Here is a 24,277-nt window from a genome sequence, read left to right on the forward strand (position 1 = left end):
GGCCGCGGCCCTCCCGGCTTTTTCCCCGCCAACGGCCCGGCACGGCCCCGCACGGGCGACTACGGTGACGTACATGCCGATCCGCGCCGTGCTCTGGGACATCGACGACACGATCTTCGACTACGCGGGCGCCGACCACACCGGTATGCGGCTCCACCTGGAGGGCGTGGGACTGCCCGAGGCGTACGTGTCGGTCGACGAGGCCCTCGCCGCCTGGAAGGCCATCACCGCCGTGCACTGGGCACGCGTCGCCGCCGGGGAGACGGACTTCCTCGGCCAGCGCCGGGACCGGGTGCGGGAGTTCCTCGGGCGGCCCCTGACCGACGACGAGGCCGACGACTGGTTCGCCGGCCATCTGACCCACTACGAGGCCGCCTGGCAGCTCTTCCCGGACGTGCTGCCGGTCCTGGACCGGCTGGCCTCCGGCTACCGCCACGCGATCCTCTCCAACTCCAGCAGCCACAACCAGCACCGCAAGCTGACCGCCCTCGGCGTGCGGGACCGCTTCGAGGCGATGGTCTGCGCCGTGGAGCTGGGCATCTCCAAGCCGGAGCCCGGCGCCTTCCACGCGGCCTGCGAGGCGCTCGCCCTGGAGCCGCACGAGGTGGCGTACGTGGGGGACGAGCCGGACATCGACGCGAGCGGGGCCGTCGCCGCCGGACTGACCGGCATCTGGCTCGACCGGCGGGGCAGGGGCGGGAGGCCGGACCTCGTGACGATCACCGGGCTCGACCAGCTCCCCGGCCTGCTGACGGGCGATACCCGTTTTGGAGCGCCGGACACCTTCGGGTAATGTTCTTTCTGCGCCGCCCGAGCGGGACGGAAGATCCGGCCGGGAAGCGCAGACAGAAGTGAAGCCCCCACCAGGGGTTGCATTTCAGTGGGCTATGGTGTAATTGGCAACACTACGGTTTCTGGTACCGTCATTCTAGGTTCGAGTCCTGGTAGCCCAGCGCAGTACAGCAAGACCAGCAGTATCCAGCAGGACAAGCCCCCGTTGTGTAGCGGCCTAGCACGCTGCCCTCTCACGGCAGTAGCGCCGGTTCGAATCCGGTCGGGGGTACAGATCCTTCCCGCGAGAACACCTGGGTCGCACCCACGTTCTTGATGCAGGATCGCTAGGGCCCCCGTTGTGTAGCGGCCTAGCACGCTGCCCTCTCACGGCAGTAGCGCCGGTTCGAATCCGGTCGGGGGTACTTGTCTCACCATGGGCTATGGTGTAATTGGCAACACTACGGTTTCTGGTACCGTCATTCTAGGTTCGAGTCCTGGTAGCCCAGCGCAAGTCAGCAGTAACCACGCCCCCGTTGTGTAGCGGCCTAGCACGCTGCCCTCTCACGGCAGTAGCGCCGGTTCGAATCCGGTCGGGGGTACAACAGAGCGGTACGGGAAGGCCCTTCACTTCGGTGGAGGGCCTTTTCGCTTGCCCCGGTCAGGGCACCCCAGGCCAAGTTGCTTACGTCACAGCCCTGTTGGCAGGGAAAGAAAAGGGCCGCCACGGCGCTGGGGCGGCCTTCCGGAACAAGGGGAACAAGAAGGGGAACAAGGGGGAGTGGGGCGGGGCGGGCGTCAGCCCGTGCGGCGCAGGGCCTCGCTCAGGCGGGCGGCCGAGTCGATGACCGCCTGAGCGTGCATCCGGCCCGGGTGGCGGGTCAGCCGCTCGATCGGCCCGGAGACCGAGACCGCCGCGACCACCCGGTTCGAGGGGCCGCGCACCGGGGCCGAGACCGAGGCGACGCCCGGCTCCCGCTCGCCGATCGACTGGGCCCAGCCCCGCCGCCGTACGCCGGAGAGCGCCGTCGCCGTGAACCTGGCCCCCTGGAGGCCCCGGTGCAGGCGCTCCGGCTCCTCCCAGGCCATCAGGATCTGGGCGGAGGAGCCCGCCTTCATGGTGAGCGTGGAGCCGACCGGCACCGTGTCCCGGAGTCCGGACAGCCGTTCCGCCGCCGCCACGCAGATGCGCATGTCGCCCTGCCGGCGGTAGAGCTGCGCGCTCTCGCCGGTGATGTCGCGCAGGTGGGTGAGCACCGGTCCGGCCGTGGCCAGCAGGCGGTCCTCGCCCGCCGCGGCTGCCAGTTCCGACAGCCGGGGGCCGAGGATGAAACGGCCCTGCATGTCCCTCGCCACCATCCGGTGGTGTTCCAGTGCCACGGCCAGTCGATGGGCCGTGGGCCGTGCGAGCCCGGTCGCCGCGACCAGCCCGGCGAGGGTGGCCGGACCGGACTCCAGGGCGCTCAATACCAGAGCTGCCTTGTCGAGAACGCCGACGCCGCTAGAGTTGTCCATACGACGATACTCCCGTCTCACTCTGTGAAACGCAAGTTCAATTTTCAGCGGAAGTTGCGAACCTGTAGAGGCGGCCACACAACGGCCCGCAGCCACCGCCCCGCACGGGGATCCGGACGGCGGCGCACCGAATCTCTAGTTGGGCCGGCGAAGATGCCGGCCGGAGGGAAAGCGATGGGTAGGACACTCGCGGAGAAGGTCTGGGACGACCACATCGTCCGGCGCGCTGAGGGCGAGCCCGACCTTCTCTTCATCGATCTGCACCTGCTCCACGAGGTGACCAGCCCGCAGGCCTTCGACGGTCTGCGCCAGGCCGGACGTCCGGTGCGACGCCTCGACCTCACCATCGCCACCGAGGACCACAACACCCCGACCCTCGACATCGACAAGCCGATCGCCGACCCGGTCTCCCGCGCCCAGCTGGAGACCCTGCGCAAGAACTGCGCCGAGTTCGGGGTCCGGCTGCACCCGCTCGGGGACGTCGAGCAGGGCGTCGTCCACGTGGTCGGCCCCCAGCTGGGCCTGACCCAGCCCGGCACCACCGTGGTCTGCGGCGACTCCCACACCTCCACGCACGGAGCGTTCGGCGCGCTGGCGTTCGGCATCGGCACCAGCCAGGTGGAGCACGTCCTGGCCACCCAGACGCTGCCGCTGGCCCGCCCGAAGACCATGGCCATCACGATCGACGGCGAACTGCCCGAGGACGTCACCGCCAAGGACCTGATCCTGGCCATCATCACCCGGATCGGCACCGGCGGCGGCCAGGGCTACATCCTCGAATACCGCGGTTCCGCCATCGAGAAGCTCTCGATGGAGGCCCGGATGACCATCTGCAACATGTCGATCGAGGCCGGTGCCCGCGCGGGCATGATTGCCCCCGACGAGACCACCTTCGCCTATCTGGAGGGCCGCGACGCCGCCCCCAAGGGCGAGGAGTGGGACGCCGCCGTCGCCTACTGGAAGACCCTGCGCTCCGACGACGACGCGGTGTTCGACGCCGAGGTCGTCATCGACGCCACCGAGCTGGCCCCGTTCGTCACCTGGGGCACCAACCCGGGCCAGGGCGCGCCGCTCTCCGCGAACGTCCCCGACCCCGCTTCGTACGAGGACGCCTCGGAGCGCAACGCCGCCGAAAAGGCCCTGGAGTACATGGGGTTGACCGCCGGGCAGCCGCTGCGCGAGATCAGCGTGGACACCGTCTTCGTGGGTTCGTGCACCAACGGCCGCATCGAGGACCTGCGCAACGCCGCCGCCATCCTGGACGGCCGCAAAGTCGCCGACGGCGTGCGGATGCTGGTCGTCCCCGGCTCGGTCCGGGTCGCCCTCCAGGCCGTCTCGGAGGGCCTGGACAAGGTCTTCACCGGGGCCGGCGCCGAATGGCGGCACGCGGGTTGCTCGATGTGCCTCGGCATGAACCCCGACCAGCTGGCCCCCGGCGAGCGCTCCGCCTCCACCTCCAACCGCAACTTCGAAGGCCGGCAGGGCAAGGGCGGCCGGACCCACCTGGTCTCCCCCCAGGTCGCCGCCGCCACCGCCGTACTGGGCCATCTGGCCTCGCCCGCCGACCTGTCCGACACCCGTACCCCCGCCGGAGTCCGATAGCCATGGAAGCCTTCACCGCACACACCGGCCGGGCCGTCCCGCTGCGCCGCAGCAACGTCGACACCGACCAGATCATCCCCGCCCACTGGCTGAAGAAGGTCACCCGAGACGGGTTCGAGGACGGCCTCTTCGAAGCCTGGCGCAAGGACCCGGACTTCGTCCTCAACCGCCCCGAGCGGCAGGGCGCCACGGTCCTGGTCGCCGGTCCCGACTTCGGTACGGGCTCCTCCCGCGAGCACGCCGTCTGGGCGCTCCAGAACTACGGCTTCAAGGCCGTCATCTCCGCCCGCTTCGCCGACATCTTCCGGGGCAACTCACTGAAGAACGGCCTGCTCACCGTGGTTCTGGAGCAGCAGGTCGTCGACGCGCTGTGGGAGCTGAGCGAGGCCGACCCGACCGCCGAGATCACCGTCGACCTGGAGGCCCGCCAGGTCCGCGCCGAGGGCATCACGGCCGGCTTCGAGCTGGACGAGAACGCCCGGTGGCGGCTGCTCAACGGCCTCGACGACATCAGCCTCACCCTTCAGAACGAAGCGGACATCGCGGCTTACGAGGCGGCCAGGCCGACCCACAAACCGCGTACAATTGACGCCTGAGCAGCGCTTTTCCATGACTGCGCCCCCTGCCTCCGGGCAGGGGGCGCAGTCGCTTGTTGAGCCCCCCTCGGGCGACAACTCGCCCCAGATGGCACAATCGGTGCATGGAACGCGACAGCCAACTCAAGCTCTATGGCCAAGTCGCCGACCGATTGAAGGAAGCGCACGCGAAGGTGCGTGCACTGCAAGTCCCGGAGGGCGTACGGATGGCGCTGTCCCGGAAGCTGCTGGTCGTCACGGCCGCGGCGAAGCACGATCTCCCGGACGCGGCAAGGCGTCTGGACCGGTTGATGAAGGACCTCGATGAGGGCCGATTCCCCGAAGGTGACTGACACGTGGAACTGCGCATCGGTCGACTTCGTTGCGGCACTAGGGTGATTAGCCCGTTTCGTGTTTGATTTGCGGTATATATCTGCCTAACGTGCGAAAAAGCTTGAACACTTTCGTTCTGGCAATGTCTCCGAAGGGGAAGACGTGAACAAGGCGCAGCTCGTAGAAGCGATTGCCGACAAGGTCGGCGGCCGTCAGCAGGCCGCGGACGCTGTCGACGCGGTACTCGACGCGATCGTCCGTGCCGTTGTCGCCGGGGACCGTGTCTCGGTCACCGGCTTCGGCTCGTTCGAGAAGGTCGACCGCCCCGCCCGGTACGCCCGCAACCCGCAGACGGGTGAGCGCGTCCGGGTCAAGAAGACCTCGGTGCCCCGCTTCCGCGCGGGTCAGGGGTTCAAGGACCTGGTGAGCGGCTCCAAGAAGCTCCCCAAGAACGACGTGGCCGTGAAGAAGGCCCCCAAGGGCAGCCTCTCGGGCGGATCTTCCGCCGCCCGTACGACGGTGAAGGCCGCCGCCGCCAAGAAGTCGGCCGCCAAGAAGGCCACGGCGAAGAAGACCACCGCCAAGAAGGCCGTGGCACCGGCGAAGAAGGCCACCGCCACCGCCAAGAAGGCCACCGCCAAGAAGGCGACCGCCACGGCGAAGAAGGCCACCCCGGCCGCGAAGAAGGCGACCGCGACGGCGAAGAAGGCCACCGCGACGGCCAAGAAGACCGCGCCCGCCAAGAAGGCCACGGCGAAGAAGGCGCCCGCGAAGAAGACCACCGCGCGCACCACCACGGCCAAGAAGGCCACCGCACGCAAGAAGTGAGACCGGGCACCCGCTCGTTCCTCACACGCGCCGGGCCGGGCTCCCCTCAGGGGGAGCCCGGCCCGCGGGCTGTCCGGGGCAGCTTCACCCCCGTACGCCCTCCTCGTACGCCCGTACGGTCTAGAACGTCTGCAGCGTCACCAGCGTGATCCGCAGGGCGGCACCCGTGCCCTCGCCCTCGATCCGCACCCGCTGCCCCGGCCGCAGCAGCAGCAGGCCGCCCGCGTCGAAGGCCGGGGCGTCGAACTCCACCGGGGTGCCGTCGTCCAGCAGCACACTGCCGGTACGGGTCTCGGGGTCGTAGGTGTACGAGGTCGCCTGCATGGGCGGCAGCCTATCGGTCCGGGGCCAGAGCCAGCGTGAGAGCGAGCCGCTCCGTGTGCGGCCCCACTCCGAGGGCCAGGGCCACGGTGAGGTCCTCGCCCGTATCCACGTCCCGGCGCACCGAGTCGGTACCGGGCAGCGGTATTTCCACCGCACCCGAAGCCAGATGCCGGGCGGCGGACCGTCCGCCGAAAGCCGGGCGCAATTCCGTACCCCCGGCGCAGGACAGAAATGTCGTTCCGATTCCCGCCGCGTCCCGGAGAAATGCGCGGGGAAAAGCGGAAGCAAAATCGAGCACCCGAGCCAATTCCGTGGGGCGCAGCGCCGGCAGATCCGCGTTCAGCGCGGCCACCGGGGCGCCGGACGCGAGAGCCCGCACCGAGCGGGCGCCGTACGACAGCGCGGCGTTGAGCCCGGCCGCCGGCGCGTCCGCCACGATCCGCGCGCCGAGCGCCGAAAGGGCCGCCCCGGCCACCGCGTCGTCCGTGACGACCACCACATCCCGCACCCGGGCACAGGAGAGCGCCGCCGCCACCGTGTCCTGGGCGAAGGCCAGCGCGAGGCGCGGCCGGGCGAGCTCGCCCGCCGCCCGCCCCAGGCGGCTCTTGGCCCGTGCGAGCGGTTTGAGCGGAACGACCAGGGACCAGGGCCCCGCCGGATCGGTGTTCGTGGCGATCTCCCCCTCCGTACGCATGAGGACTTATTCTCGCCTGCCGGTACGACAACCCGGAGGGCCGGGGGCGAAGGTGAGGCGTACGGTGTTCTCGACAGAGGAGGGGCCTGGGGCGAGACTTGACCGTCAGTAGCCGACAGCAGGTCAATGTCCGACGAGGTCCTTAGAGGAAGGTGTCCGAGTGTCCCGCCGCAGAATCGGCTTCTGGTACCGCCTGGCGGCGGTTATCGCCAAGCCGCCATTGGTGGTTCTGTTCAAGCGCGACTGGCGGGGGATGGAACACATTCCGGCCGACGGCGGATTCATCACCGCCGTCAACCACAACTCCTATCTGGACCCGCTCTCCTACGGCCACTTCCAGTACAACACCGGACGCGTGCCCCGGCTCCTGGCGAAGGCCGGACTCTTCCGCACGCCCTTCGTCGGGATGATGCTGCGCGGCACCGGCCAGATCCCCGTCTACCGCGAGACGACCAACGCCCTGGACGCCTTCCGGGCCGCCGTCGACGCCATCGAGCGCGGCGAGTGCGTCGCCTTCTACCCCGAGGGCACCCTCACCCGCGACCCCGACATGTGGCCGATGGCCGGCAAGACCGGCGCCGCCCGGGTCGCGCTGATGACCAAGGTGCCGGTCATCCCGGTCGCCCAGTGGGGCGCCAACCTCGCGATGCCGCCGTACGCCAAGGAGAACAAGTTCCGGCTGTTCCCCCGCAAGACCCTCCAGGTGCAGGCCGGACCGCCGGTCGACCTCAGCCGTTTCTACGGTGTCGAGCCGACGCCCGACGTGCTGCGCCAGGCGACCGAGGTCATCATGGCCGCGATCACCCGCGAGCTGGAGGACCTGCGCGGGGAGAAGGCCCCCGCCGAGCTCTACGATCACCGCAAAGCCCGTGCTGAACAACGGCGCAGGGCGCAGGGAAAGGGATCCACGTGACGCACCCCGTAAAAGCAGCCGTCTTCGGAACCGGCTCATGGGGTACGGCGTTCGCCGTGATCCTCGCCGACGCGGGCTGCGAGGTCACCCTCTGGGGCCGCCGCGCCGAGGTCGCCGAGGCCGTCAACACCACGCACACCAACCCGGACTACCTGCCGGGCATCGAGCTCCCCGGCACCATCCGCGCCACCACCGACGCCGCCGAGGCGCTGCGCGGCGCCGAGTTCGCCTTCCTGGTCGTGCCGTCCCAGACGCTGCGCGCCAACCTCGCCGACTGGGCCCCGCACCTGGAGCCGGACACCGTCCTGGTCTCCCTGATGAAGGGCGTCGAGCTGGGCACCGCCGAGCTGATGAGCGAGGTCATCGCGGACGTCACCAAGGTCTCCGCCGACCGCATCGCCGTCGTCTCGGGACCCAACCTCGCCAAGGAGATCGCCGAGCGCCGCCCCGCCGCCGCCGTCGTCGCCTGCGCCGACGAGTCCGTCGCCCAGCGCCTCCAGGCCGCCTGCCACACCGCGTACTTCCGCCCCTACACCAACACCGACGTGGTCGGCTGCGAGCTCGGCGGCGCCGTGAAGAACGTCATCGGCCTCGCCGTCGGCATCGCGGACGGCATGGGCCTCGGCGACAACACCAAGGGCTCCCTCATCACCCGGGGCCTGGCCGAGACCACCCGCCTGGGCGTGGCCATGGGCGCCGACCCGCTGACGTTCTCCGGACTCGCGGGCCTGGGCGACCTGGTGGCCACCTGCTCCTCGCCGCTCTCGCGCAACCACACCTTCGGCACCAACCTCGGCCGGGGCATGACGCTCCAGGAGACGATCGCCGTCACCAAGCAGACCGCCGAGGGCGTCAAGTCCTGCCAGTCGGTCCTGGACCTGGCCCGCCGCCACGGTGTCGACATGCCCATCACGGAGACGGTCGTCTCGATCGTCCACGAGGGCAAGTCCCCGGTCGTCGCGGTGAAGGAGCTGATGTCGCGGAGCGCCAAGGCCGAGCGGCGCTGACTCCTCCTCTACCAGCAGGTACGCTCATCGCGATATGAGCAGCGAGAACCCCCCCCAGAGCCCTGAGCGCGCCGAGAGCCCTGAGCAGCAGCGCCGTAAGCCGCGTGTGGCCGTCGTGTTCGGCGGCCGCAGCTCCGAACACGGCATCTCGGTCGTCACGGCCGGCGCCGTCATGAAGGCCATCGACCGGACGAAGTACGACGTCCTGCCGATCGGCATCACGACGGACGGCCGCTGGGCGCTCACCGCCGGCGAGCCCGAACGCATGGCCATCACCGACCGCAAGGTCCCCGACGTGGCCCAGCTCGCCGAGTCCACCGAGGGCAGCGTGGTCCTCTCGGTGGACCCGGGCAGCCGCGAGGTCCTCTACAGCGAACCCGGCTCGGTGCCCAAGGCGCTCGGCGAGGTCGACGTCGTCTTCCCCGTGCTGCACGGCCCGTACGGGGAGGACGGCACCCTCCAGGGGCTGCTGGAACTCTCCGGTGTCCCCTACGTCGGCGCGGGCGTCCTCGCCTCGGCCGTCGGCCAGGACAAGGAGTACATGAAGCGCGTCTTCCTCTCCTTCGGGCTGCCGGTCGGACCGTACGAGGTCGTCCGCCCCCGCGAGTGGGACCACGACCCCTCCGCCGTACGCGAGCGGATCGTGGACTTCGCCGGTGAGCACGGCTGGCCGCTGTTCATCAAGCCCGCCCGCGGCGGCTCCTCCATGGGCATCACCAAGGTCGACGGCCTCGAAGGACTCGACGCGGCGATCGAGGAGGCCCGCCGCCACGACCCCAAGTTCCTCGTGGAGTCGCTGCTGCGCGGACGCGAGATCGAGTGCGGGGTGCTGGAGTTCGAGGACGGACCGCGCGCCAGCGTGCCCGCCGAGATCCCGCCGGTCACCGCGCACGAGTTCTACGACTTCGAGGCCAAGTACATCGACTCGGCGGCCGGTCTGGTGCCCGCGCCGCTCACCGAGGAGCAGACCGCCGAGGTCCAGCGGCTCGCCGTCGCCGCCTTCGACGCCACCTCCTGCGAGGGCCTGGTGCGCGCCGACTTCTTCCTCACCGAGGACGGCACCTTCGTCATCAACGAGATCAACACCCTGCCGGGCTTCACCCCGATCTCCATGTACCCGCGCATGTGGCAGGAGAGCGGCGTGAGCTACCCGGAGCTGGTGGACCGGCTGATCCAGGCCGCGTTGACCCGCTCCACCGGACTGCGCTGACGCGTCCGGCCGGCCGGGGCGGCGACGGTCGCCCCGGCCTCCCGTGGCAGGGGCAGTCCGTCCCGGGGGCCGGGGGCGGCCCCGGCGCAGTACGATCGCCCCGTCAGCGTGCGGAGGACCACGGTGCCGGGGCGGAGACCGTGGTCGAGGGCCGCGCGTCGCACGCGCGGCGCCGGACGGGGGTCAGAGGTGGACGACCGGACAGGTCAGGGTGCGGGTGATGCCGTCCACCTGCTGCACTTTGGCGACCACCATGCGGCCCAGTGCGTCGACGGTATCGGCCTGGGCCCGCACGATCACGTCGTACGGACCGGTGACGTCCTCTGCCTGGATGACTCCCGGAATCCTGGAGATGGTCTCGGCGACGATCGACGCCTTGCCCACCTCGGTCTGAATGAGGATGTACGCCTGTACCACGGAACCTCCAGGGCGGCCACGAGGATCATGTGGGGGAAAGGGACGCCACGTTATCGCGTTGCCGAGGGCGACGGGGAGACCTACGGGCCGTGTGACGTCCACAGCGTGGCGTGCGGAGTGCGGAAGTTGACGTGTCCCTCGACGGTAGCGCCGGTGCCGACAGCTCTCCTGACGGTACCGACAGCAGTGACGGCTCGCGACCGGGGGCCCGGACGGGTGTCCGGGGCGATAAATGAGAGGTGAGACTCGGTGAAGGGAACCGTGGGCGAGTTGGGGGAGTTCGGGCTCATCAGAGAGCTCACGTCCCGGCTCACCACCACTCCGGCGGTACGGCTGGGGCCCGGCGACGACGCCGCGGTCGTGGCCGCTCCCGACCGCAGGGTCGTGGCCAGTACGGACATCCTGCTGGAAGGGCGGCACTTCCGCCGCGACTGGTCGACGGCGTACGACGTCGGCCGCAAGGCCGCGGCCCAGAACCTCGCCGACATCGCCGCCATGGGGGCCGTGCCCACCGCCCTGCTCCTCGGCCTCGTCGTCCCCGCCGACCTCCCGGTCACCTGGGCCGCCGAGCTGATGGACGGGCTGCGCGACGAGTGCCAGGTGGCGGGCGCGGCCGTGGTCGGCGGCGATGTGGTCGGCGGCGACACCATCACCGTCGCCATCACCGCCCTCGGCGACCTGCGCAACCACGAGCCGGTCACCCGCTCCGGCGCGCGCCCCGGCGATGTCGTCGCCGTCACCGGCTGGCTCGGCTGGTCCGCCGCCGGATACGCCGTGCTCTCCCGGGGCTTCCGCTCGCCCCGTGCCTTCGTCGAGGCCCACCGCCGCCCCGAACCGCCGTACCACGCGGGCCCCGCCGCCGCCGGACTCGGCGCCACCGCCATGACCGACGTCAGCGACGGGCTCGTCGCGGACCTCGGGCACATCGCCGAGGCCAGCAAGGTCCGCATCGACCTGCGCTCCGGCCTCATCGACATCCCCTCGCAGATGTCCGACATCGGCCAGGCCGTCGGCGTCGACCCGCTCCAGTGGGTGCTGACCGGGGGAGAGGACCACGCGATCGTGGCCACCTTCCCGCCGGACGCGAAGCTCCCCGCCCGCTGGAAGGTGATCGGCGAGGTCCTCAACCCCTCCGCGCTGCCCCAGGTCACCGTGGACGGGGCGCCCTGGACCAGCAAGGGCGGCTGGGACCACTTCGGGGCGATCGAGGACACCTACTAGGGCGTTGCGGGGGAGCACAGGGCTCACGCGTGAACCCGTAGCTCGCGCGTGCGCGTACTAGATTGCTGCGCATGCCCATACGTACCGCTGTACCGCCCCGCGTGCTCACCGTCGCCGGATCCGACTCCGGCGGCGGTGCGGGGATCCAGGCCGACCTGAAGACCATGCTCGCCCTCGGTGTGCACGGCATGAGCGTGCTCACCGCCGTCACCGCGCAGAACTCCCTCGGCGTCCAGGGCGCCTGGGAGCTCCCGGTGGACGCCGTACGCGCCCAGTACCGCAGCGTCGTCGACGACATCGGCGTCCAGGCGGTGAAGACCGGGATGCTCGCCTCGGCCGCGCTGGTGGAGACCGTTGCCGAACTCCTCGCCGGGACGGACGCCCCCGTCGTCGTCGACCCGGTCGGGGTCTCCAAGCACGGGGACGCGCTGCTCGCCGCCGAGGCGCTCGACTCCGTACGGACGAAGCTGCTGCCCGTCGCCACCGTGGCCACCCCGAACCTCGACGAAGTGGCCCAGCTCACGGGCGTACAGGTCACCGACGAGGACGGAATGCGCCGGGCCGCCGAGGAGATCCTGGCGTTCGGGCCGCGCTGGGCGCTGATCAAGGGCGGCCACCTGCCCGGTGAGGCGGTGGACCTGCTCACCGACGGGAGCGCGGAGCACTGGCTGCGCGCCCCCCGGTACGACAACCGGCACACCCACGGCACCGGCTGCACCCTCGCCTCCGCCGTCGCCTCTGGGCTCGCGCTCGGTCAGGACGTTCCCACGGCGGTGGCGGGCGCGAAGGCGTACGTCACCGGCGCCATCCGGGCCGGATTCGCCCTCGGCGGCGGCATCGGCCCGGTCGACCACGGCTGGCGGACCCGCTCGGCCGAGTGATCACAGCCGGATGTGCACAGAACGGCTGAGCACAGACCGGATGAGCACAGCAAAAAGCCGGTCCACCGAGGTGGACCGGCTTTTCGGGCAACCGGAAGGCTGCGCTACGACGGATACGTCAGCGCGCGACCTTGCCGGCCTTGATGCACGAGGTGCAGACGTTGAGCCGCTTCGGCGTTCGACCGACCACGGCACGCACGCGCTGGATGTTGGGATTCCAGCGACGGGACGTACGGCGGTGCGAGTGCGAAATGCTGTTGCCGAAGCCCGGCCCCTTGCCGCAGACGTCGCAGTTGGCAGCCACGGGTCACTCCAAAGACTTCAGATGCACTTACAGTGAATTCCGGCGCGCCGGAATCATTGAATGAAGTGGCGGTACCGGAGGAATGGCCCGACTCTCATCGGGCAACCGAAGCAGCATACAACGCCTGCTTCGGAGATACGAAACTACCACGGGTTGGCCCACCGCCCTCCCGCCCCCTGTCCCGACCGGAACCCCCGCAACCGGGCTAACCTGCGGTGCAGCCCGTTGCCACGGCCGCTTCAAGGAGGACCATCGGTGCCGCAGTTCCCCGACGATCTGGACGCCGTCGCGGTGCGCACCTGGTGCTCACTGGCCCTGGAGGCCCTGGGCCGGGAGCGCGCGGAGATCGACGCGATCAACGTCTACCCCATCGCCGACGGGGACACCGGCACCAACCTCTATCTGACCGTCGAGTCCGCCGCGGCCGCCGTCGAAGCGGTGTTCGCCGCCCATGAGACCGGCACCACGACGCCCGCCACCGCCGACGCCGTACGCGCCATGGCGCACGGCGCCCTCATCGGTGCGCGCGGGAACTCCGGCACGATCCTGGCCCAGCTGCTGCGCGGGATGGCCGGGGTGCTGGCCGACGGCGGTGACGCGGCCCGTCTGCGCCTCGCCCTGACCCGGGCCGCATCGGCCGCCCGGCAGGCCGTCGCCCACCCGGTGGAGGGCACCGTGCTCACCGTCGCCACCTCGGCCGCCGAAGCCGCGCAGGGCGGGGAGCCGGAGCTGGGCGCCGTGGTGCGCGCCGCGTACGAGGGCGCGCGCGCCGCCCTGGCGAGGACCCCGGAGCAGCTCGCCGTCCTCGGCCGGGCCGGGGTCGTGGACGCCGGGGGACGGGGGCTGGTGGCGGTCCTGGGCGCGCTGGTGGAGGCGGTGACCGGGCAGGCTCCGGTACGGGGGCCTCGCACCGGTTCCGGGAAGGCGGCGGCTCCTGTGGACGGGGGGTCGGTGGTGGGGCTGCCGGTGGGGGGTGTTCCCGTGGGTGAGGGGGTGCCCGACGGGGTTCCCGTGGGTGACGGCCCGCTCGACTGCCCCGAGGACGGGACCGGCGGGCCCGCCTTCGAGGTGATCTACCTCCTGGAGGCCCGCGACGAGCAGGTGGCCCGGCTGCGCACCCGGCTCGACGCCCTCGGCGACTCCCTGGTCGTGGTCGGCGGCGACGGCCTCTGGCACGTCCACGTACACGTCGACGACGCCGGGGCCGCCGTGGAGGCGGGCGTCGAGGCCGGACGCCCGTACCGCATCCGGATCACCCACTTCGCCACCGAGAGCGGTCACGACGTCCGTGTCCAGGCCGAACCGGCCCAGCGCGCCGTCGTCGTCGTGGTCCCCGGCGACGGACTGGCCGGGCTCTGCACCGAGGCCGGCGCCACCACCGTGATCGCCCGCCCCGGCGAACCGCCCGCCAGCGGCGAACTGGTCGACGCCATCCGCCGGGCCCACGCCCGCGAGGTGGTGCTGCTGCCCAACGACGCGGCCCTGCGCCACACGGCGGCCGCCGCCGCCGAACAGGCCAGGACCGAGGGGGTCAGGGTCGCCCTCGTCCCCACCCGGGCCGCAGTCCAGGGCATCGCCGCCCTCGCCGTGCACGAGCCGGACCGGGGCTTCGACGAGGACGTGGTCGCCATGACCGCCGCCGCCGGTGCCACCCGCTACGCCGAACTGGCCGTCGCCGAGCACCAGTCCTGGACCATGGCGGGCATCTGCCAGGCCGGGGACATCCTCGGCCTGATCGACGGGGACGTGGCCGTGATCGGCGCCGACGTCCAGGGCACCGCCCGCACGGTGCTGGACCGGATGCTCGCGGCCGGCGGTGAACTGGTCACCCTCGTCCTCGGCGAGGACGTCCCGGACGCGCTGGCCGACGCGCTGGAGGAGCACGTACGCGAGGGCCATCTCGCCGTGGACACGGTCGTCTACCGGGGCGGACACCAGCGCGCACCGCTGCTGATCGGCGTCGAGTAACCGCACCACGACCGAGCCACAGCCGCGCCCGGCGGACGGTTGTCAGTGCCGTGGTGTGCAATGGATCGCGTGTCCTCGTTCGATGAACCTCTCAAGAAGCTGCTCGGCGGAGCCACCGCGAAGGTGATGGCCGAACACCTCGACCTGCACACGGTCGGTGATCTGCTGCACCACTACCCGCGGCGGTACGAGGAGCGCGGCAAGCTGACCGCGCTGGCCGACCTCCCGCTGGACGAGCACGTCACGGTCGTCGCCCAGGTCGCCGACGCCCGCGTCCTGACGTTCAACAACGGCCGGGGCAAGCGCCTTGAGGTCACCCTGACCGACGGCAGCGGCCGCCTCCAGCTGGTCTTCTTCGGCCACGGCGTCCACAAGCCCCACAAGGAGCTGCTGCCGGGCCGGCAGGCGATGTTCGCGGGCAAGGTCTCCGTCTTCAACCGCAAGATGCAGCTTGCCCACCCCACGTACCAGCTGCTCGACGCCTCCGACGCCGACGAGGCGACCGAGGCCGTGGACGCCTTCGCCGGACGGCTGCTGCCGATCTACCCCGCCTGCAAGCAGCTCGACTCCTGGCGGATCGCCAAGGCCGTGGACGCCGTCCTGCCCAGCGCACGGGACGCGGTGGACCCGCTGCCCGCCTCCCTGCGCGAGGGGCGCGGCTTTACCCCGCTGCCCGAGGCCCTGCTGAAGGTGCACCGCCCGCAGACCAAGGCCGACGTGGAGGACGCCAAGGCCCGTCTCAAGTGGGACGAGGCGTTCGTCCTCCAGGTCGCCCTGGCCCGCCGACGGTACGCCGACACCCAGCTCCCCGCCGTCGCCCGCCGCCCCGTGGCCGACGGCCTGCTGGACGCCTTCGACGCCAAGCTGCCGTTCACCCTCACCGAGGGCCAGGAGAAGGTCAGCAAGGAGATCTTCGACGACCTGGCCACCGAACACCCGATGCATCGCCTCCTCCAGGGCGAGGTGGGGTCGGGCAAGACGATGGTGGCCCTGCGCGCCATGCTCGCCGTCGTCGACGCGGGCGGCCAGGCCGCGATGCTCGCCCCCACCGAGGTCCTGGCCCAGCAGCACCACCGGTCCATCACCGAGATGATGGGGGAGCTGGCCGAGGGTGGCATGTTGGGCGGCTCGGACCGGGGGACCAAGGTCGTCCTGCTCACCGGCTCCATGGGGATGGCGGCCCGTCGGCAGGCCCTGCTCGACCTGGTCACCGGGGAGGCCGGGATCGTCATCGGCACCCACGCCCTGATCGAGGACAAGGTGCAGTTCCACGACCTGGGCCTGGTCGTGGTCGACGAACAGCACCGCTTCGGCGTCGAACAGCGCGACGCCCTCCGTTCCAAGGGCAAGCAGCCGCCCCACCTCCTCGTCATGACCGCCACCCCCATTCCCCGTACGGTCGCGATGACCGTCTTCGGCGACCTGGAGACCTCCGTCCTGGACCAGCTCCCGGCGGGCCGCTCCCCGATCGCCAGCCATGTCGTCCCCGCCAAGGACAAGCCGCACTTCCTCGCCCGCGCCTGGGAGCGTGTCCGAGAGGAGGTGGAGAACGGCCACCAGGCGTATGTGGTCTGCCCCCGCATCGGTGACGACGCGGAGGAGGCCGAGGGGAAGAAGGGCAAGACCAAGAAGAAGGCGGCCGAGGAGGACCCCGAGAAGCGCCCGCCGCTCGCCGTGCTGGAGATCGCGGACGAGCTCCGCAGGGGCGCGCTGGCCGGGCTGGGCGTCGAGGTGCTGCACGGGCGGATGCACCCCGACGAGAAGGACGACGTGATGCGCCGGTTCGCCGCCGGGGACGTCCACGTCCTGGTCGCCACCACCGTCATCGAGGTCGGGGTCAACGTCCCCAACGCCACCGCCATGGTGATCATGGACGCCGACCGGTTCGGCGTCTCCCAGCTCCACCAGCTCCGCGGCCGCGTCGGCCGTGGCTCGGCCCCCGGGCTCTGCCTGCTGGTCAGCGAGGCCCACGAGGCGAGCCCCGCCCGCGCCCGCCTCTCCGCCGTCGCCGCCACCCTGGACGGCTTCGAGCTCTCCCGGATCGACCTGGAGCAGCGCCGCGAGGGCGATGTGCTGGGCCAGGCCCAGTCCGGGGTGCGCTCCTCGCTGCGGATGCTCACCGTCATCGACGACGAGGAGGTGATCGCCGCCGCCCGCGAGGAGGCCGTCGCCGTCGTCGCCGCCGACCCGGAGCTGGAGCACCTGCCGGAGCTGCGCACGGTCCTGGCCGCGCTGCTCGACAAGGACCGGGAGGAGTATCTGGACAAGGGGTGACCCCGGGGCCGTCCTGCTGGTCCGGGCCGCACGCCATATCGTGGACGCACAGCCCGTACCCGTCGACGTGACGACGGCACGCGCCCGCCGCGAGCCCCCGCACACGCCCCCGACCCCGAGGACCCGACACCCATGACCCGCGTGATCGCCGGATCGGCCGGCGGACGCCGCCTGGCCGTACCGCCCGGCACCGGCACCCGCCCCACCTCCGACCGTGCGCGGGAGGGCCTGTTCTCCACCTGGGAGGCGCTGCTCGGCACCCTCGAAGGCATCCGTGTCGCCGACCTGTACGCCGGATCCGGCGCCGTCGGCCTCGAAGCGCTCTCCCGGGGCGCGGTCCACGCCCTGCTCGTCGAGGCGGACCAGAAGGCGGTGCGCACCGTCCGGGACAACGTCCGCACCCTCGGCCTGCCCGGCGCCGAAGTCCGTACGGGCAAAGCCGAGCAGATCGTGACAGGACCGGCGCCCTCGGACCCGTACGACGTCGTCTTCCTGGACCCGCCGTACGCCGTCACGGACGACGATCTTCGCGAGATCCTGCTCACACTCCGTGCCCAGGGGTGGCTCACAGCCGATGCGCTCGTCACGGTGGAACGCAGCACCCGGGGCGGAGAATTCGGCTGGCCCGCCGGATTCGAGCCACTGCGGGCCCGTCGCTACGGCGAGGGAACGCTTTGGTACGGTCGCGCCGCCGCTACGTGCGAAGACGCACGATGACCGGACCGGAGAGCGAGGGAATCACAGTGCGCCGCGCCGTCTGTCCGGGGTCTTTCGACCCCATCACCAACGGACATCTCGACATCATCGGACGAGCCTCGAAGCTGTACGACGTGGTGCACGTGGCGGTGATGATCAACCAGTCCAAGAAGGGGCTGTTCACCGTCGACGAGCGGATCGAGCTGATCCGCGAGGTCACCGCCGACTTCGGCAACGTCGAGGTGGAGTCCTTCCACGGCCTGCTGGTCGACTTCTGCAAACAGCGGGAGATCCCGGCGATCGTGAAGGGCCTGCGGGCCGTCAGCGACTTCGACTACGAGCTCCAGATGGCCCAGATGAACAACGGCCTCTCGGGCGTCGAGACGCTCTTCGTACCGACCAATCCGACGTACAGCTTCCTGTCGTCCTCGCTGGTCAAGGAGGTCGCGACCTGGGGCGGCGACGTCTCCCACCTGCTGCCGCCCACGGTCCACGAGGCGCTCATAGAGCGCCTGGGCAAGCGCTGAATCCCTGACGGACCGTCACCAGGTGTCGGGCGGCCGCCGACTGGCCTTACAGTCGTCCCGTCCGTCTCCAACAGAGCAGCAGAGAGTGGCGAGCACACGGTGGACGTGCAGAAGAAGCTCGACGAGATCGTCGAAGCGGTCGGGAACGCCCGCTCCATGCCCATGTCGGCCTCGTGCGTGGTCAACCGCGCCGAGCTGCTCGCCATGCTCGAAGAGGTGCGCGAGGCCCTGCCCGGCTCGCTCGCCCACGCCGAGGAGCTGATCGGCGGCCGGGAGCAGCTCGTCGAGGAGGCCCGGCAGGAGGCCGAGCGGATCATCCAGTCCGCCCATGCCCAGCGCGGGACCCTGATCTCCGACACCGAGATCGCCCGCCGGTCGCAGAGCGAGGCCGACCGGATCCTCTCCGAGGCCCGCCGCGAGGCCGAGGAGGTCCGGGCCGAGGCCGACGACTACGTCGACAGCAAGCTCGCCAACTTCGAGGTCGTCCTCACCAAGACCATCGGCTCCGTGGACCGGGGCCGCGAGAAGCTGCTCGGCCGGGGCCAGGGCCTGGACGACCAGGGCTACCAGGACCCCGACTTCGCCGAGGCCCCCGAGCGCAGCGCCGACCCGGAGACGCTGAAGCAGCGGGCCGACGCCTATGTGGACGCCAAGTTCGGCGCCTTCGAGGCGGTGCTCGCCAAGACCCTGGAGGCGGTCGGCCGCGGCCGGCAGAAGCTGCACGGCCGGGTCGCCACCGACGATCTGGGCGCCCACATGGCCGCCCAGGACGCGGCGGGCGCCCAGGGCCACACCAGCGACGCCGACTACCTGGCCGGACTCGCCGAGCTCGCCACCCCGGAGCCGCAGCAGGCCCCCCAGCAGCCGCTCTACCAGGAGCAGCCGCCGGAGTACCCGGGCCGGCCGCCGCAGGCCGAGCCGAGCTACGCGCAGGCGGAGTACGGGCAGGCCGAGTACGCGCAGGCGTCGTACGGCTACCAGGAACAGCAGGGGCACCAGCAGGGCACACAGGCCGGTCAGGACCCGTACGGCTACCAGCAGGTGCCCGACCCGTACGCGGCCTACCAGCAGCCCGCCTACGACCCGAACCAGTACCCGCCGCAGCCGCAGGCCCAGCCCGACTACGGCTGGCAGCAGCAGCCCCAGGTACCCGCCCAGCAGAACCAGGGCGCGCTGGACGAGACCAGTCTCTTCGACACCAGCATGATCGACCTGGAGCAGCTGCGCCGCTACGAAGAGGGCCGCTGACCGCAGGGGTCCGGGGGAGGCCCTGGGCCGATTGGGTGCTGGGCGGTCCGTCCAGTATCCTGAATCCTCGGTCGCACATAGGTCCGCGATCTCGGCTGCCCGTTTCGTCTGCGAATCGGGACGATTTGACTCCGGACCGTAGACGACCCCTTCCTTTGCCGCACGACCCCCATGATTCGAAAGCAGGAAAAGCCCTGAACGGCAGCCTTGACCACCGCAACCCTCTCGTGTTCGATACGCGCGAGCTGGGTCGGCGTCCTGGTGCCATGAAGCGGCTCTCCCGCACGGTGGACGCACCCGGTTCACCGGTTCTCGGTATCGACGGCGTCATCGGTGTGCCGGAAGGCGCACCCCTGGAGCTGGACCTCCGACTCGAATCGGTCATGGAAGGGGTGCTTGTCACAGGTACCGCCCGTGCGAGCGCCGAGGGGGAGTGCGTAAGGTGTCTGGAGCCGCTGACCGTAGAGGTCGACGCGGATTTCCAGGAGATGTTCTCGTACCCTGACGCCGATGACCGGGGCCGCAGCAGTGCGGCGGACCCGGCCGACGACGCCGAGGACGACGAGGACAGGTTCTTCCTTGAGGACGGCTTGTTCGACCTCGAGTCAGTGCTGCGTGACGCGGTAGTGCTCGCACTGCCCATGCAGCCGGTGTGCAAGGAGACCTGTGCCGGTCTGTGTTCCGAATGCGGAATCAGGCTGGACGAGAACCCGGGCCACCACCACGACGCCGTCGACATTCGTTGGGCGGCACTGCAAGGACTCGCCGAGACCGTTCAGGACGGCGAGAAGGACAACATGGGCGGCGCCGAACCGGGCGTCGACGAGAAGCAGGAGAAGTAGCCGTGGCTGTTCCGAAGCGGAAGATGTCGCGCAGCAACACGCGCCACCGCCGGTCGCAGTGGAAGGCTGCGGTCCCCACCCTGGTTTCGTGCGAGCGTTGCCAGGAGCCGAAGCTCCAGCACATTGCGTGCCCGAGCTGCGGCACCTACAACAAGCGCCAGGTCCTCGAGGTCTGAGCGGCTGGTGAGAGGCCCGATGTCTGAGTTGTCCAGCGCCAAGAAGCAGGCAGACAACGTCAACACAGCCTCGTCCCACACGCTTCTGGAAGGGCGGCTCGGGTATCACCTTGAGTCCGCCCTTCTGGTGCGTGCGCTGACCCATCGTTCGTACGCATACGAGAACGGCGGTCTGCCCACCAACGAGCGGCTCGAATTCCTCGGGGATTCGGTGCTCGGCCTGGTGGTCACGGACACGCTGTACCGCACCCACCCCGACCTGCCCGAAGGCCAGCTGGCCAAGTTGCGGGCCGCGGTGGTCAACTCGCGTGCGCTTGCGGAAGTGGGCCGTGGCCTCGAACTCGGCTCCTTCATCCGGCTCGGCCGCGGTGAAGAGGGCACAGGTGGCCGGGACAAGGCTTCCATCCTCGCCGACACACTGGAAGCAGTGATCGGCGCGGTCTATCTCGACCAGGGCCTCGGCGCGGCCTCGGAGCTGGTCCACCGGCTCTTCGACCCGCTGATCGACAGGTCCTCCAACCTCGGCGCCGGCCTGGACTGGAAGACCAGTCTCCAGGAGCTCACCGCGAGCGAGAGCCTCGGAGTCCCCGAGTACCTCGTCACGGAGACCGGCCCGGACCACGAGAAGACCTTCACTGCTGCTGCTCGCGTCGGTGGTGTCTCGTACGGCACCGGCACCGGCCGTAGCAAGAAGGAAGCGGAGCAGCAGGCGGCGGAGTCCGCCTGGCGCGAGATCAGCGCCGCCGCGGAGGCACGGCAGGCCGCGGAGAAGTCCGCTGCCGACGGAGGGGCCGCCGACACCCCTGCCGACCCGTCGCCCGACACGGACGCCGCTCCGGCCTGAAGCAGCACGGGAACCCCTCGGTGCCATGCGCACCGGGGGGTTCTTCCTGTCCCGGGGAGCCCGCGCGGGGTTTCCCGTACGTCCCGGGGAGCCGGCGTCCGGCCTTGGGGCCCGCGCCGCTCCCGTACTACCGTCGTCTTGTCTGGAGTGGTGCACCGTGCCCGAGCTGCCCGAGGTCGAAGTCGTACGCCGGGGTCTTGAGCGCTGGGTCAGCGGCCGTACGGTCACCGAGGTCGAGGTCCTGCACCCGCGCTCGGTCCGCCGCCACCTCGCGGGCGGCCCCGACTTCGCGGCCCGGCTGCGCGGGGTCCGGTTCGGTACGGCGATGCGGCGCGGCAAGTACCTCTGGGTGCCGATCGACGAGGCCGCCTCGTCCCTCCTCGGCCACCTCGGTATGAGCGGGCAACTGCTGGTGCAGCCCACGGACGCGCCCGACGAGAAGCACCTGCGGATCCGGATGCGGTTCGACGACGCCCTCGGCACCGAGCTGCGCTTCGTCGACCAGCGCACCTTCGGCGGGCTCTCGCTCCACGACACCACCCCCGACGGCCTGCCCGACACCATCGCGCACATCGCCCGGGACCCGCTCGACCCGCTCTTCGACGACGCCGCGTTCCACACGGCCCTGCGCCTGCGCCGTACGACGGTCAAGCGCGCGCTGCTGGACCAGTCGCTGATCAGCGGCGTCGGCAACATCTACGCGGACGAGGCGCTCTGGCGGTCCAGGCTGCACTACGACCGGCCGACCGCGACCCTGACCCGCCCCAAGTCGGCCGAGCTGCTCGGCCACGCCCGGGACGTGATGAACGCGGCCCTCGCCCAGGGCGGCACCAGCTTCGACAGCCTGTACGTCAACGTGAACGGCGAGTCCGGCTACTTCGACCGCTCGCTCGACGCGTACGGCAGGGAGGGCGAGCCGTGCCGCCGCTGCGGGACGCCGATGCGCCGCCGGGCCTGGATGAACCGCTCCAGCTACTTCTGCCCGCGCTGCCAGCGCCCGCCGCGCGTCTCCTCGTAACGCGTCAGAAGCCGAAGTTCTGGGTCCACCAGGGGCCGCCGGAGCCCTCGTGGACACCGATGCCGATCGTCTTGTAGTCGCAGTTGAGAATGTTCGCGCGGTGGCCGTCGCTGTTCATCCAGGCGGTCATCACGGCCTGGGCGTCGGCCTGGCCGCGGGCGATGTTCTCCGCGGCGAGCCCCTGCACACCGGCCTGGGCGGCACGGTCCCAGGGGGTGTCGCCGTCCGGGTCGGTGTGGTCGAAGAAGCCGCGGGCCGCCATGTCTTCGCTGAAGTTCTGGGCGAGCGAGGTCAGCGGGGCGCTGGTGGTCAGCGGGGAGCAGCCGACCTTCGCGCGCTCCTGGTTCACCAGGGCCAGCACTTCGGCGCGGGCCGAGGCGTCGGAGGGCGAGGGGGCGGGCTTCTTGGCGGGCGGCGGGGCCGCGGAGGTCGTCGGCGGCGCCGGGGCCTTGCTCGGCGGGGCGGCGCTCTTCTCCGGGGCCGTGGTGGGCGTCTTCGATGCCTTGGACGGCGTGGCGACCGGCTTCTTGGAAGGGGTCGCCGAGGGCGAGGCCGACTTCGACGGGGTCTTCGACGCGCTGGTGGAGGGCGACTTCGACGGTGTCTTGGACGGGGTCTTCGAGGGCGTCTTCGACGGGGCCTCGGGGCGCTCGCTGCCCCGGCTGGCGGGGGTGGAGGAGCGGTCGGCCGGGGCGGTGGTGGAGCCGCCCTGCTGCGTCAGCAGGTTCGGGGCGCCGCCGGAGCGCACCTGGTCGGCGGCGGTGTTGCCGCCCGTGGTGTAGGTGTCGCCGCCGGGGAGTAGTCCCGAGGCGACCGCGACCGCGCCGACCGCCATCGCGGCCGAGGCGCCGAGGAGTCCGGTGCGCACGGGCACCGCGGACTTCTTCTTCCGGCGCGTTCCCCGGTGGCGCGAGGCCGCTCCGGCCGCGGGTTCCTCAGCGGCGGGGCCTGCGGCGGATCGTCGGTGGCGTCCCATGCGCTGTGCCTTCCTGATGCTCCGGACGTCGCAGCGACGTCACCCGAATACCGGTCGATCTTCGTCCCACTACTCACCCGATCGAGTGAGGCTATTGCGACGGGACTGTACGCCATGGGCCAAAGGGGCCGCCGTGCTCTTGGAGCAATTGGCCCGTTAGCGTTCGGGCATGAACGAAGAAGCACGTCTGGTCGTCTGGGTACGCGGCCGAGTACAGCAAGTAGGCTTCCGCTGGTTCACCAGGGCAAACGCTTTGGAGATCGGCGGACTCGTGGGCTTTGCACTCAATCTCGACGACGGCCGGGTGCAGGTGGTGGCCGAGGGTTCGCGTGACAATTGCCACCGTCTGCTGGATTGGCTGCGCTCCGACGACACACCCGGGCGCGTGGACGGAGTCACTGAGATCTGGGACACCCCGCGCGGCGGTTACGACGGATTCGTCATCCGCTGATCATCCGCCGGTACGGGCTCGCGCCGGCGCTCCCGATCCGCTCGGTGAGCGCGCCGGAGCGAACGGTCACAGCCCGGCCCGGCGGCCCCCGCACCCGAAATGACCTGCGAAGGGACCGCGCGACGGCCGATGGTTGCCAGATGCGGAATGTCGTGCAAGGCTGCGGCATTGACGAAGATCCCCACACCCGTCGGGGTTCCGCAGGAGAGTCGCGCCGCATGATCGTCCGGCCGCGCGCCCCCGGGACGCCCGGCTCCACGCGGTGTGATCGTGTTGACCGTCAAACTTTTTGGTGAGACGCTGAAAACCCCGCGCACCTTAGCTGTTCGGTAGAGCTGATATGCAGCAGAACCGCAGTGGTGACAGAGCCCTGCCGAGCACCGCGGGTGCGATCCCCTGACGACCCACACCGCATCGGTCGGTCACTCATTGTGGAGGACCATCCATCATGGCAAAGGCGCTTCTCGGTTACGTCGGCGGTTCCGACCCGCGACTCCTCGCCGAGATGCGACGGCTCCAGCAGCGCGTCCAGGACCTGGAATCCGAGCTCAACCGGATCCAGGACGAGAACGACGCGCTCAACGCCGCCGCTCAGCACCAGGAGTCGTTGCTCGACAGCATCGACATCGACGTACCCCAGGGCGAGCCTGCGCTGACCTGAC

At 70.7% G+C, this 24,277-nt stretch carries 27 protein-coding genes and 5 tRNA genes; 26 read left to right on the forward strand and 6 right to left on the reverse strand.

The genetic code is table 11. The features are described 5' to 3' along the window. Window positions 1-73 precede the first annotated feature (73 nt). From ACFW9Z_RS13610 to ACFW9Z_RS13635, 6 genes are all read left to right on the forward strand, one after another. Window positions 74-793, forward strand: a complete 720-nt coding sequence (locus ACFW9Z_RS13610; RefSeq protein ID WP_384639084.1) for an HAD family hydrolase — start codon at window positions 74-76, stop codon at window positions 791-793. A gap of 88 nt (window positions 794-881) precedes the next feature. Continuing rightward, window positions 882-953, forward strand: a tRNA-Gln gene (locus ACFW9Z_RS13615). A 37-nt stretch (window positions 954-990) separates the two neighbouring features. Next, window positions 991-1,063, forward strand: a tRNA-Glu gene (locus tag ACFW9Z_RS13620). Window positions 1,064-1,123: 60 nt separating this feature from the next. Then, window positions 1,124-1,196: transfer RNA gene (locus ACFW9Z_RS13625), tRNA-Glu, on the forward strand. Between the two features lie 12 nt (window positions 1,197-1,208). After that, a tRNA-Gln gene (locus ACFW9Z_RS13630) sits at window positions 1,209-1,280 on the forward strand. Window positions 1,281-1,300: 20 nt separating this feature from the next. Further along, window positions 1,301-1,373 (forward strand) — tRNA-Glu (locus ACFW9Z_RS13635). A gap of 196 nt (window positions 1,374-1,569) precedes the next feature. On the opposite strand, the gene ndgR is transcribed toward ACFW9Z_RS13635, so the two are convergent. Continuing rightward, complete coding sequence (gene ndgR, locus ACFW9Z_RS13640; protein WP_003966003.1) at window positions 1,570-2,286, reverse strand: IclR family transcriptional regulator NdgR; 717 nt, start codon at window positions 2,284-2,286, stop codon at window positions 1,570-1,572. A 174-nt stretch (window positions 2,287-2,460) separates the two neighbouring features. Between ndgR and leuC the strand changes: the two genes are divergently transcribed. The 4 genes from leuC to ACFW9Z_RS13660 all read left to right on the forward strand — a co-directional run bounded on the left by leuC (window position 2,461) and on the right by ACFW9Z_RS13660 (window position 5,624). Next, window positions 2,461-3,888: a 3-isopropylmalate dehydratase large subunit gene (gene leuC / locus ACFW9Z_RS13645; RefSeq protein ID WP_384639088.1), complete on the forward strand. Its 1,428-nt coding sequence runs from the start codon at window positions 2,461-2,463 to the stop codon at window positions 3,886-3,888. A gap of 2 nt (window positions 3,889-3,890) precedes the next feature. Further along, a complete protein-coding gene (leuD, locus tag ACFW9Z_RS13650; protein WP_384639091.1) occupies window positions 3,891-4,484 on the forward strand; it encodes a 3-isopropylmalate dehydratase small subunit in 594 nt (197 codons plus the stop codon). A gap of 104 nt (window positions 4,485-4,588) precedes the next feature. Next, window positions 4,589-4,816 carry a hypothetical protein gene (locus ACFW9Z_RS13655; RefSeq protein WP_030569672.1) on the forward strand — a complete coding sequence of 76 codons (228 nt, stop codon included), beginning with the start codon at window positions 4,589-4,591 and terminating at the stop codon, window positions 4,814-4,816. A gap of 142 nt (window positions 4,817-4,958) precedes the next feature. Next, window positions 4,959-5,624: an HU family DNA-binding protein gene (locus ACFW9Z_RS13660; protein ID WP_093694851.1), complete on the forward strand. Its 666-nt coding sequence runs from the start codon at window positions 4,959-4,961 to the stop codon at window positions 5,622-5,624. Between the two features lie 120 nt (window positions 5,625-5,744). On the opposite strand, the gene ACFW9Z_RS13665 is transcribed toward ACFW9Z_RS13660, so the two are convergent. Beyond that, window positions 5,745-5,948, reverse strand: a complete 204-nt coding sequence (locus ACFW9Z_RS13665; RefSeq protein WP_031124448.1) for a hypothetical protein — start codon at window positions 5,946-5,948, stop codon at window positions 5,745-5,747. Between the two features lie 10 nt (window positions 5,949-5,958). Further along, a complete protein-coding gene (gene cofC / locus ACFW9Z_RS13670; protein WP_384639095.1) occupies window positions 5,959-6,642 on the reverse strand; it encodes a 2-phospho-L-lactate guanylyltransferase in 684 nt (227 codons plus the stop codon). 160 nt (window positions 6,643-6,802) lie between these two features. Here cofC and ACFW9Z_RS13675 point away from each other — a divergent pair, with 160 nt between their 5' ends. From ACFW9Z_RS13675 to ACFW9Z_RS13685, 3 genes are read left to right on the forward strand one after another with little or no spacing between them, the layout of a single operon-like run. Then, on the forward strand, window positions 6,803-7,555 hold the full coding sequence (locus ACFW9Z_RS13675) for a lysophospholipid acyltransferase family protein (RefSeq protein WP_384639098.1): 753 nt from the start codon (window positions 6,803-6,805) through the stop codon (window positions 7,553-7,555). Continuing rightward, window positions 7,552-8,562 (forward strand): NAD(P)H-dependent glycerol-3-phosphate dehydrogenase, encoded by a 1,011-nt coding sequence (locus tag ACFW9Z_RS13680; protein WP_384639100.1) that lies wholly within the window; start codon window positions 7,552-7,554, stop codon window positions 8,560-8,562. The genes ACFW9Z_RS13675 and ACFW9Z_RS13680 overlap by 4 nt, the downstream gene beginning before the upstream one ends. A 34-nt stretch (window positions 8,563-8,596) precedes the next feature. Further along, the gene (locus ACFW9Z_RS13685; protein ID WP_384639103.1) at window positions 8,597-9,772 is read left to right on the forward strand and encodes a D-alanine--D-alanine ligase family protein; all 1,176 of its coding nucleotides are present in this window, start codon (window positions 8,597-8,599) and stop codon (window positions 9,770-9,772) included. A 183-nt stretch (window positions 9,773-9,955) separates the two neighbouring features. Here the strand turns inward: ACFW9Z_RS13685 and ACFW9Z_RS13690 are convergent, their stop codons facing one another. Beyond that, complete coding sequence (locus ACFW9Z_RS13690; RefSeq protein ID WP_311599110.1) at window positions 9,956-10,189, reverse strand: Lrp/AsnC ligand binding domain-containing protein; 234 nt, start codon at window positions 10,187-10,189, stop codon at window positions 9,956-9,958. A gap of 249 nt (window positions 10,190-10,438) precedes the next feature. Here ACFW9Z_RS13690 and ACFW9Z_RS13695 point away from each other — a divergent pair, with 249 nt between their 5' ends. Both ACFW9Z_RS13695 and thiD read left to right on the forward strand, forming a co-directional pair. Continuing rightward, window positions 10,439-11,410, forward strand: coding sequence for a thiamine-phosphate kinase (locus ACFW9Z_RS13695; protein ID WP_031124451.1), 972 nt, complete (start codon window positions 10,439-10,441; stop codon window positions 11,408-11,410). A gap of 71 nt (window positions 11,411-11,481) precedes the next feature. Continuing rightward, window positions 11,482-12,291, forward strand: a complete 810-nt coding sequence (gene thiD / locus ACFW9Z_RS13700; RefSeq protein WP_384639107.1) for a bifunctional hydroxymethylpyrimidine kinase/phosphomethylpyrimidine kinase — start codon at window positions 11,482-11,484, stop codon at window positions 12,289-12,291. 118 nt (window positions 12,292-12,409) lie between these two features. Here the strand turns inward: thiD and rpmB are convergent, their stop codons facing one another. Further along, window positions 12,410-12,595 carry a 50S ribosomal protein L28 gene (gene rpmB / locus ACFW9Z_RS13705; RefSeq protein ID WP_019762972.1) on the reverse strand — a complete coding sequence of 62 codons (186 nt, stop codon included), beginning with the start codon at window positions 12,593-12,595 and terminating at the stop codon, window positions 12,410-12,412. 255 nt (window positions 12,596-12,850) lie between these two features. Between rpmB and ACFW9Z_RS13710 the strand changes: the two genes are divergently transcribed. The 9 genes from ACFW9Z_RS13710 to mutM all read left to right on the forward strand — a co-directional run bounded on the left by ACFW9Z_RS13710 (window position 12,851) and on the right by mutM (window position 22,188). Continuing rightward, window positions 12,851-14,563: a DAK2 domain-containing protein gene (locus ACFW9Z_RS13710; RefSeq protein ID WP_384639110.1), complete on the forward strand. Its 1,713-nt coding sequence runs from the start codon at window positions 12,851-12,853 to the stop codon at window positions 14,561-14,563. A gap of 60 nt (window positions 14,564-14,623) precedes the next feature. Further along, window positions 14,624-16,837: an ATP-dependent DNA helicase RecG gene (gene recG, locus ACFW9Z_RS13715; RefSeq protein WP_384639113.1), complete on the forward strand. Its 2,214-nt coding sequence runs from the start codon at window positions 14,624-14,626 to the stop codon at window positions 16,835-16,837. A 132-nt stretch (window positions 16,838-16,969) separates the two neighbouring features. Beyond that, window positions 16,970-17,554, forward strand: a complete 585-nt coding sequence (gene rsmD, locus ACFW9Z_RS13720; protein WP_384639116.1) for a 16S rRNA (guanine(966)-N(2))-methyltransferase RsmD — start codon at window positions 16,970-16,972, stop codon at window positions 17,552-17,554. Window positions 17,555-17,580: 26 nt separating this feature from the next. Then, a complete protein-coding gene (gene coaD / locus ACFW9Z_RS13725) occupies window positions 17,581-18,060 on the forward strand; it encodes a pantetheine-phosphate adenylyltransferase (protein ID WP_384639448.1) in 480 nt (159 codons plus the stop codon). 99 nt (window positions 18,061-18,159) lie between these two features. After that, window positions 18,160-19,308: an ATP synthase F0 subunit B gene (locus tag ACFW9Z_RS13730; RefSeq protein WP_384639118.1), complete on the forward strand. Its 1,149-nt coding sequence runs from the start codon at window positions 18,160-18,162 to the stop codon at window positions 19,306-19,308. Window positions 19,309-19,535: 227 nt separating this feature from the next. Next, entirely contained in the window at window positions 19,536-20,150 is a 615-nt protein-coding gene (locus ACFW9Z_RS13735) for a YceD family protein (protein ID WP_384639451.1), read from the forward strand. A gap of 2 nt (window positions 20,151-20,152) precedes the next feature. Next, a complete protein-coding gene (gene rpmF, locus ACFW9Z_RS13740) occupies window positions 20,153-20,326 on the forward strand; it encodes a 50S ribosomal protein L32 (protein WP_003965982.1) in 174 nt (57 codons plus the stop codon). Window positions 20,327-20,345: 19 nt separating this feature from the next. After that, window positions 20,346-21,170, forward strand: a complete 825-nt coding sequence (gene rnc, locus ACFW9Z_RS13745; protein WP_093694880.1) for a ribonuclease III — start codon at window positions 20,346-20,348, stop codon at window positions 21,168-21,170. Between the two features lie 157 nt (window positions 21,171-21,327). Further along, window positions 21,328-22,188, forward strand: a complete 861-nt coding sequence (gene mutM / locus ACFW9Z_RS13750) for a bifunctional DNA-formamidopyrimidine glycosylase/DNA-(apurinic or apyrimidinic site) lyase (protein ID WP_384639122.1) — start codon at window positions 21,328-21,330, stop codon at window positions 22,186-22,188. A 4-nt stretch (window positions 22,189-22,192) separates the two neighbouring features. Here mutM and ACFW9Z_RS13755 read toward each other — a convergent pair whose 3' ends face one another. Next, window positions 22,193-23,164, reverse strand: a complete 972-nt coding sequence (locus ACFW9Z_RS13755; protein WP_384639125.1) for a CAP domain-containing protein — start codon at window positions 23,162-23,164, stop codon at window positions 22,193-22,195. Between the two features lie 169 nt (window positions 23,165-23,333). Here ACFW9Z_RS13755 and ACFW9Z_RS13760 point away from each other — a divergent pair, with 169 nt between their 5' ends. Then, the gene (locus ACFW9Z_RS13760; protein WP_384639128.1) at window positions 23,334-23,615 is read left to right on the forward strand and encodes an acylphosphatase; all 282 of its coding nucleotides are present in this window, start codon (window positions 23,334-23,336) and stop codon (window positions 23,613-23,615) included. 448 nt (window positions 23,616-24,063) lie between these two features. After that, the gene (locus ACFW9Z_RS13765) at window positions 24,064-24,276 is read left to right on the forward strand and encodes a hypothetical protein (RefSeq protein WP_003965973.1); all 213 of its coding nucleotides are present in this window, start codon (window positions 24,064-24,066) and stop codon (window positions 24,274-24,276) included. The last annotated feature ends 1 nt before the right edge of the window (window position 24,277 follow it).

Origin of the sequence: Streptomyces sp. NPDC059452, from assembly GCF_042750035.1 — a bacterium.
In the GTDB taxonomy this organism is placed as follows: Bacteria; Actinomycetota; Actinomycetes; order Streptomycetales; family Streptomycetaceae; genus Streptomyces.

Bases quoted from the DNA above. Each gene is read 5' to 3' on its own strand.
- ACFW9Z_RS13610 (WP_384639084.1), top strand. From the start codon at position 74: ATGCCGATCCGCGCCGTGCTCTGGGACATCGACGACACGATCTTCGAC.
- ndgR (WP_003966003.1), bottom strand. From the start codon at position 2,286: ATGGACAACTCTAGCGGCGTCGGCGTTCTCGACAAGGCAGCTCTGGTA.
- leuC (WP_384639088.1), top strand. From the start codon at position 2,461: ATGGGTAGGACACTCGCGGAGAAGGTCTGGGACGACCACATCGTCCGG.
- leuD (WP_384639091.1), top strand. From the start codon at position 3,891: ATGGAAGCCTTCACCGCACACACCGGCCGGGCCGTCCCGCTGCGCCGC.
- ACFW9Z_RS13655 (WP_030569672.1), top strand. From the start codon at position 4,589: ATGGAACGCGACAGCCAACTCAAGCTCTATGGCCAAGTCGCCGACCGA.
- ACFW9Z_RS13665 (WP_031124448.1), bottom strand. From the start codon at position 5,948: ATGCAGGCGACCTCGTACACCTACGACCCCGAGACCCGTACCGGCAGT.
- cofC (WP_384639095.1), bottom strand. From the start codon at position 6,642: ATGCGTACGGAGGGGGAGATCGCCACGAACACCGATCCGGCGGGGCCC.
- ACFW9Z_RS13685 (WP_384639103.1), top strand. From the start codon at position 8,597: ATGAGCAGCGAGAACCCCCCCCAGAGCCCTGAGCGCGCCGAGAGCCCT.
- thiD (WP_384639107.1), top strand. From the start codon at position 11,482: ATGCCCATACGTACCGCTGTACCGCCCCGCGTGCTCACCGTCGCCGGA.
- recG (WP_384639113.1), top strand. From the start codon at position 14,624: ATGGATCGCGTGTCCTCGTTCGATGAACCTCTCAAGAAGCTGCTCGGC.
- rsmD (WP_384639116.1), top strand. From the start codon at position 16,970: ATGACCCGCGTGATCGCCGGATCGGCCGGCGGACGCCGCCTGGCCGTA.
- rnc (WP_093694880.1), top strand. From the start codon at position 20,346: ATGTCTGAGTTGTCCAGCGCCAAGAAGCAGGCAGACAACGTCAACACA.
- ACFW9Z_RS13755 (WP_384639125.1), bottom strand. From the start codon at position 23,164: ATGGGACGCCACCGACGATCCGCCGCAGGCCCCGCCGCTGAGGAACCC.
- ACFW9Z_RS13760 (WP_384639128.1), top strand. From the start codon at position 23,334: ATGAACGAAGAAGCACGTCTGGTCGTCTGGGTACGCGGCCGAGTACAG.
- ACFW9Z_RS13765 (WP_003965973.1), top strand. From the start codon at position 24,064: ATGGCAAAGGCGCTTCTCGGTTACGTCGGCGGTTCCGACCCGCGACTC.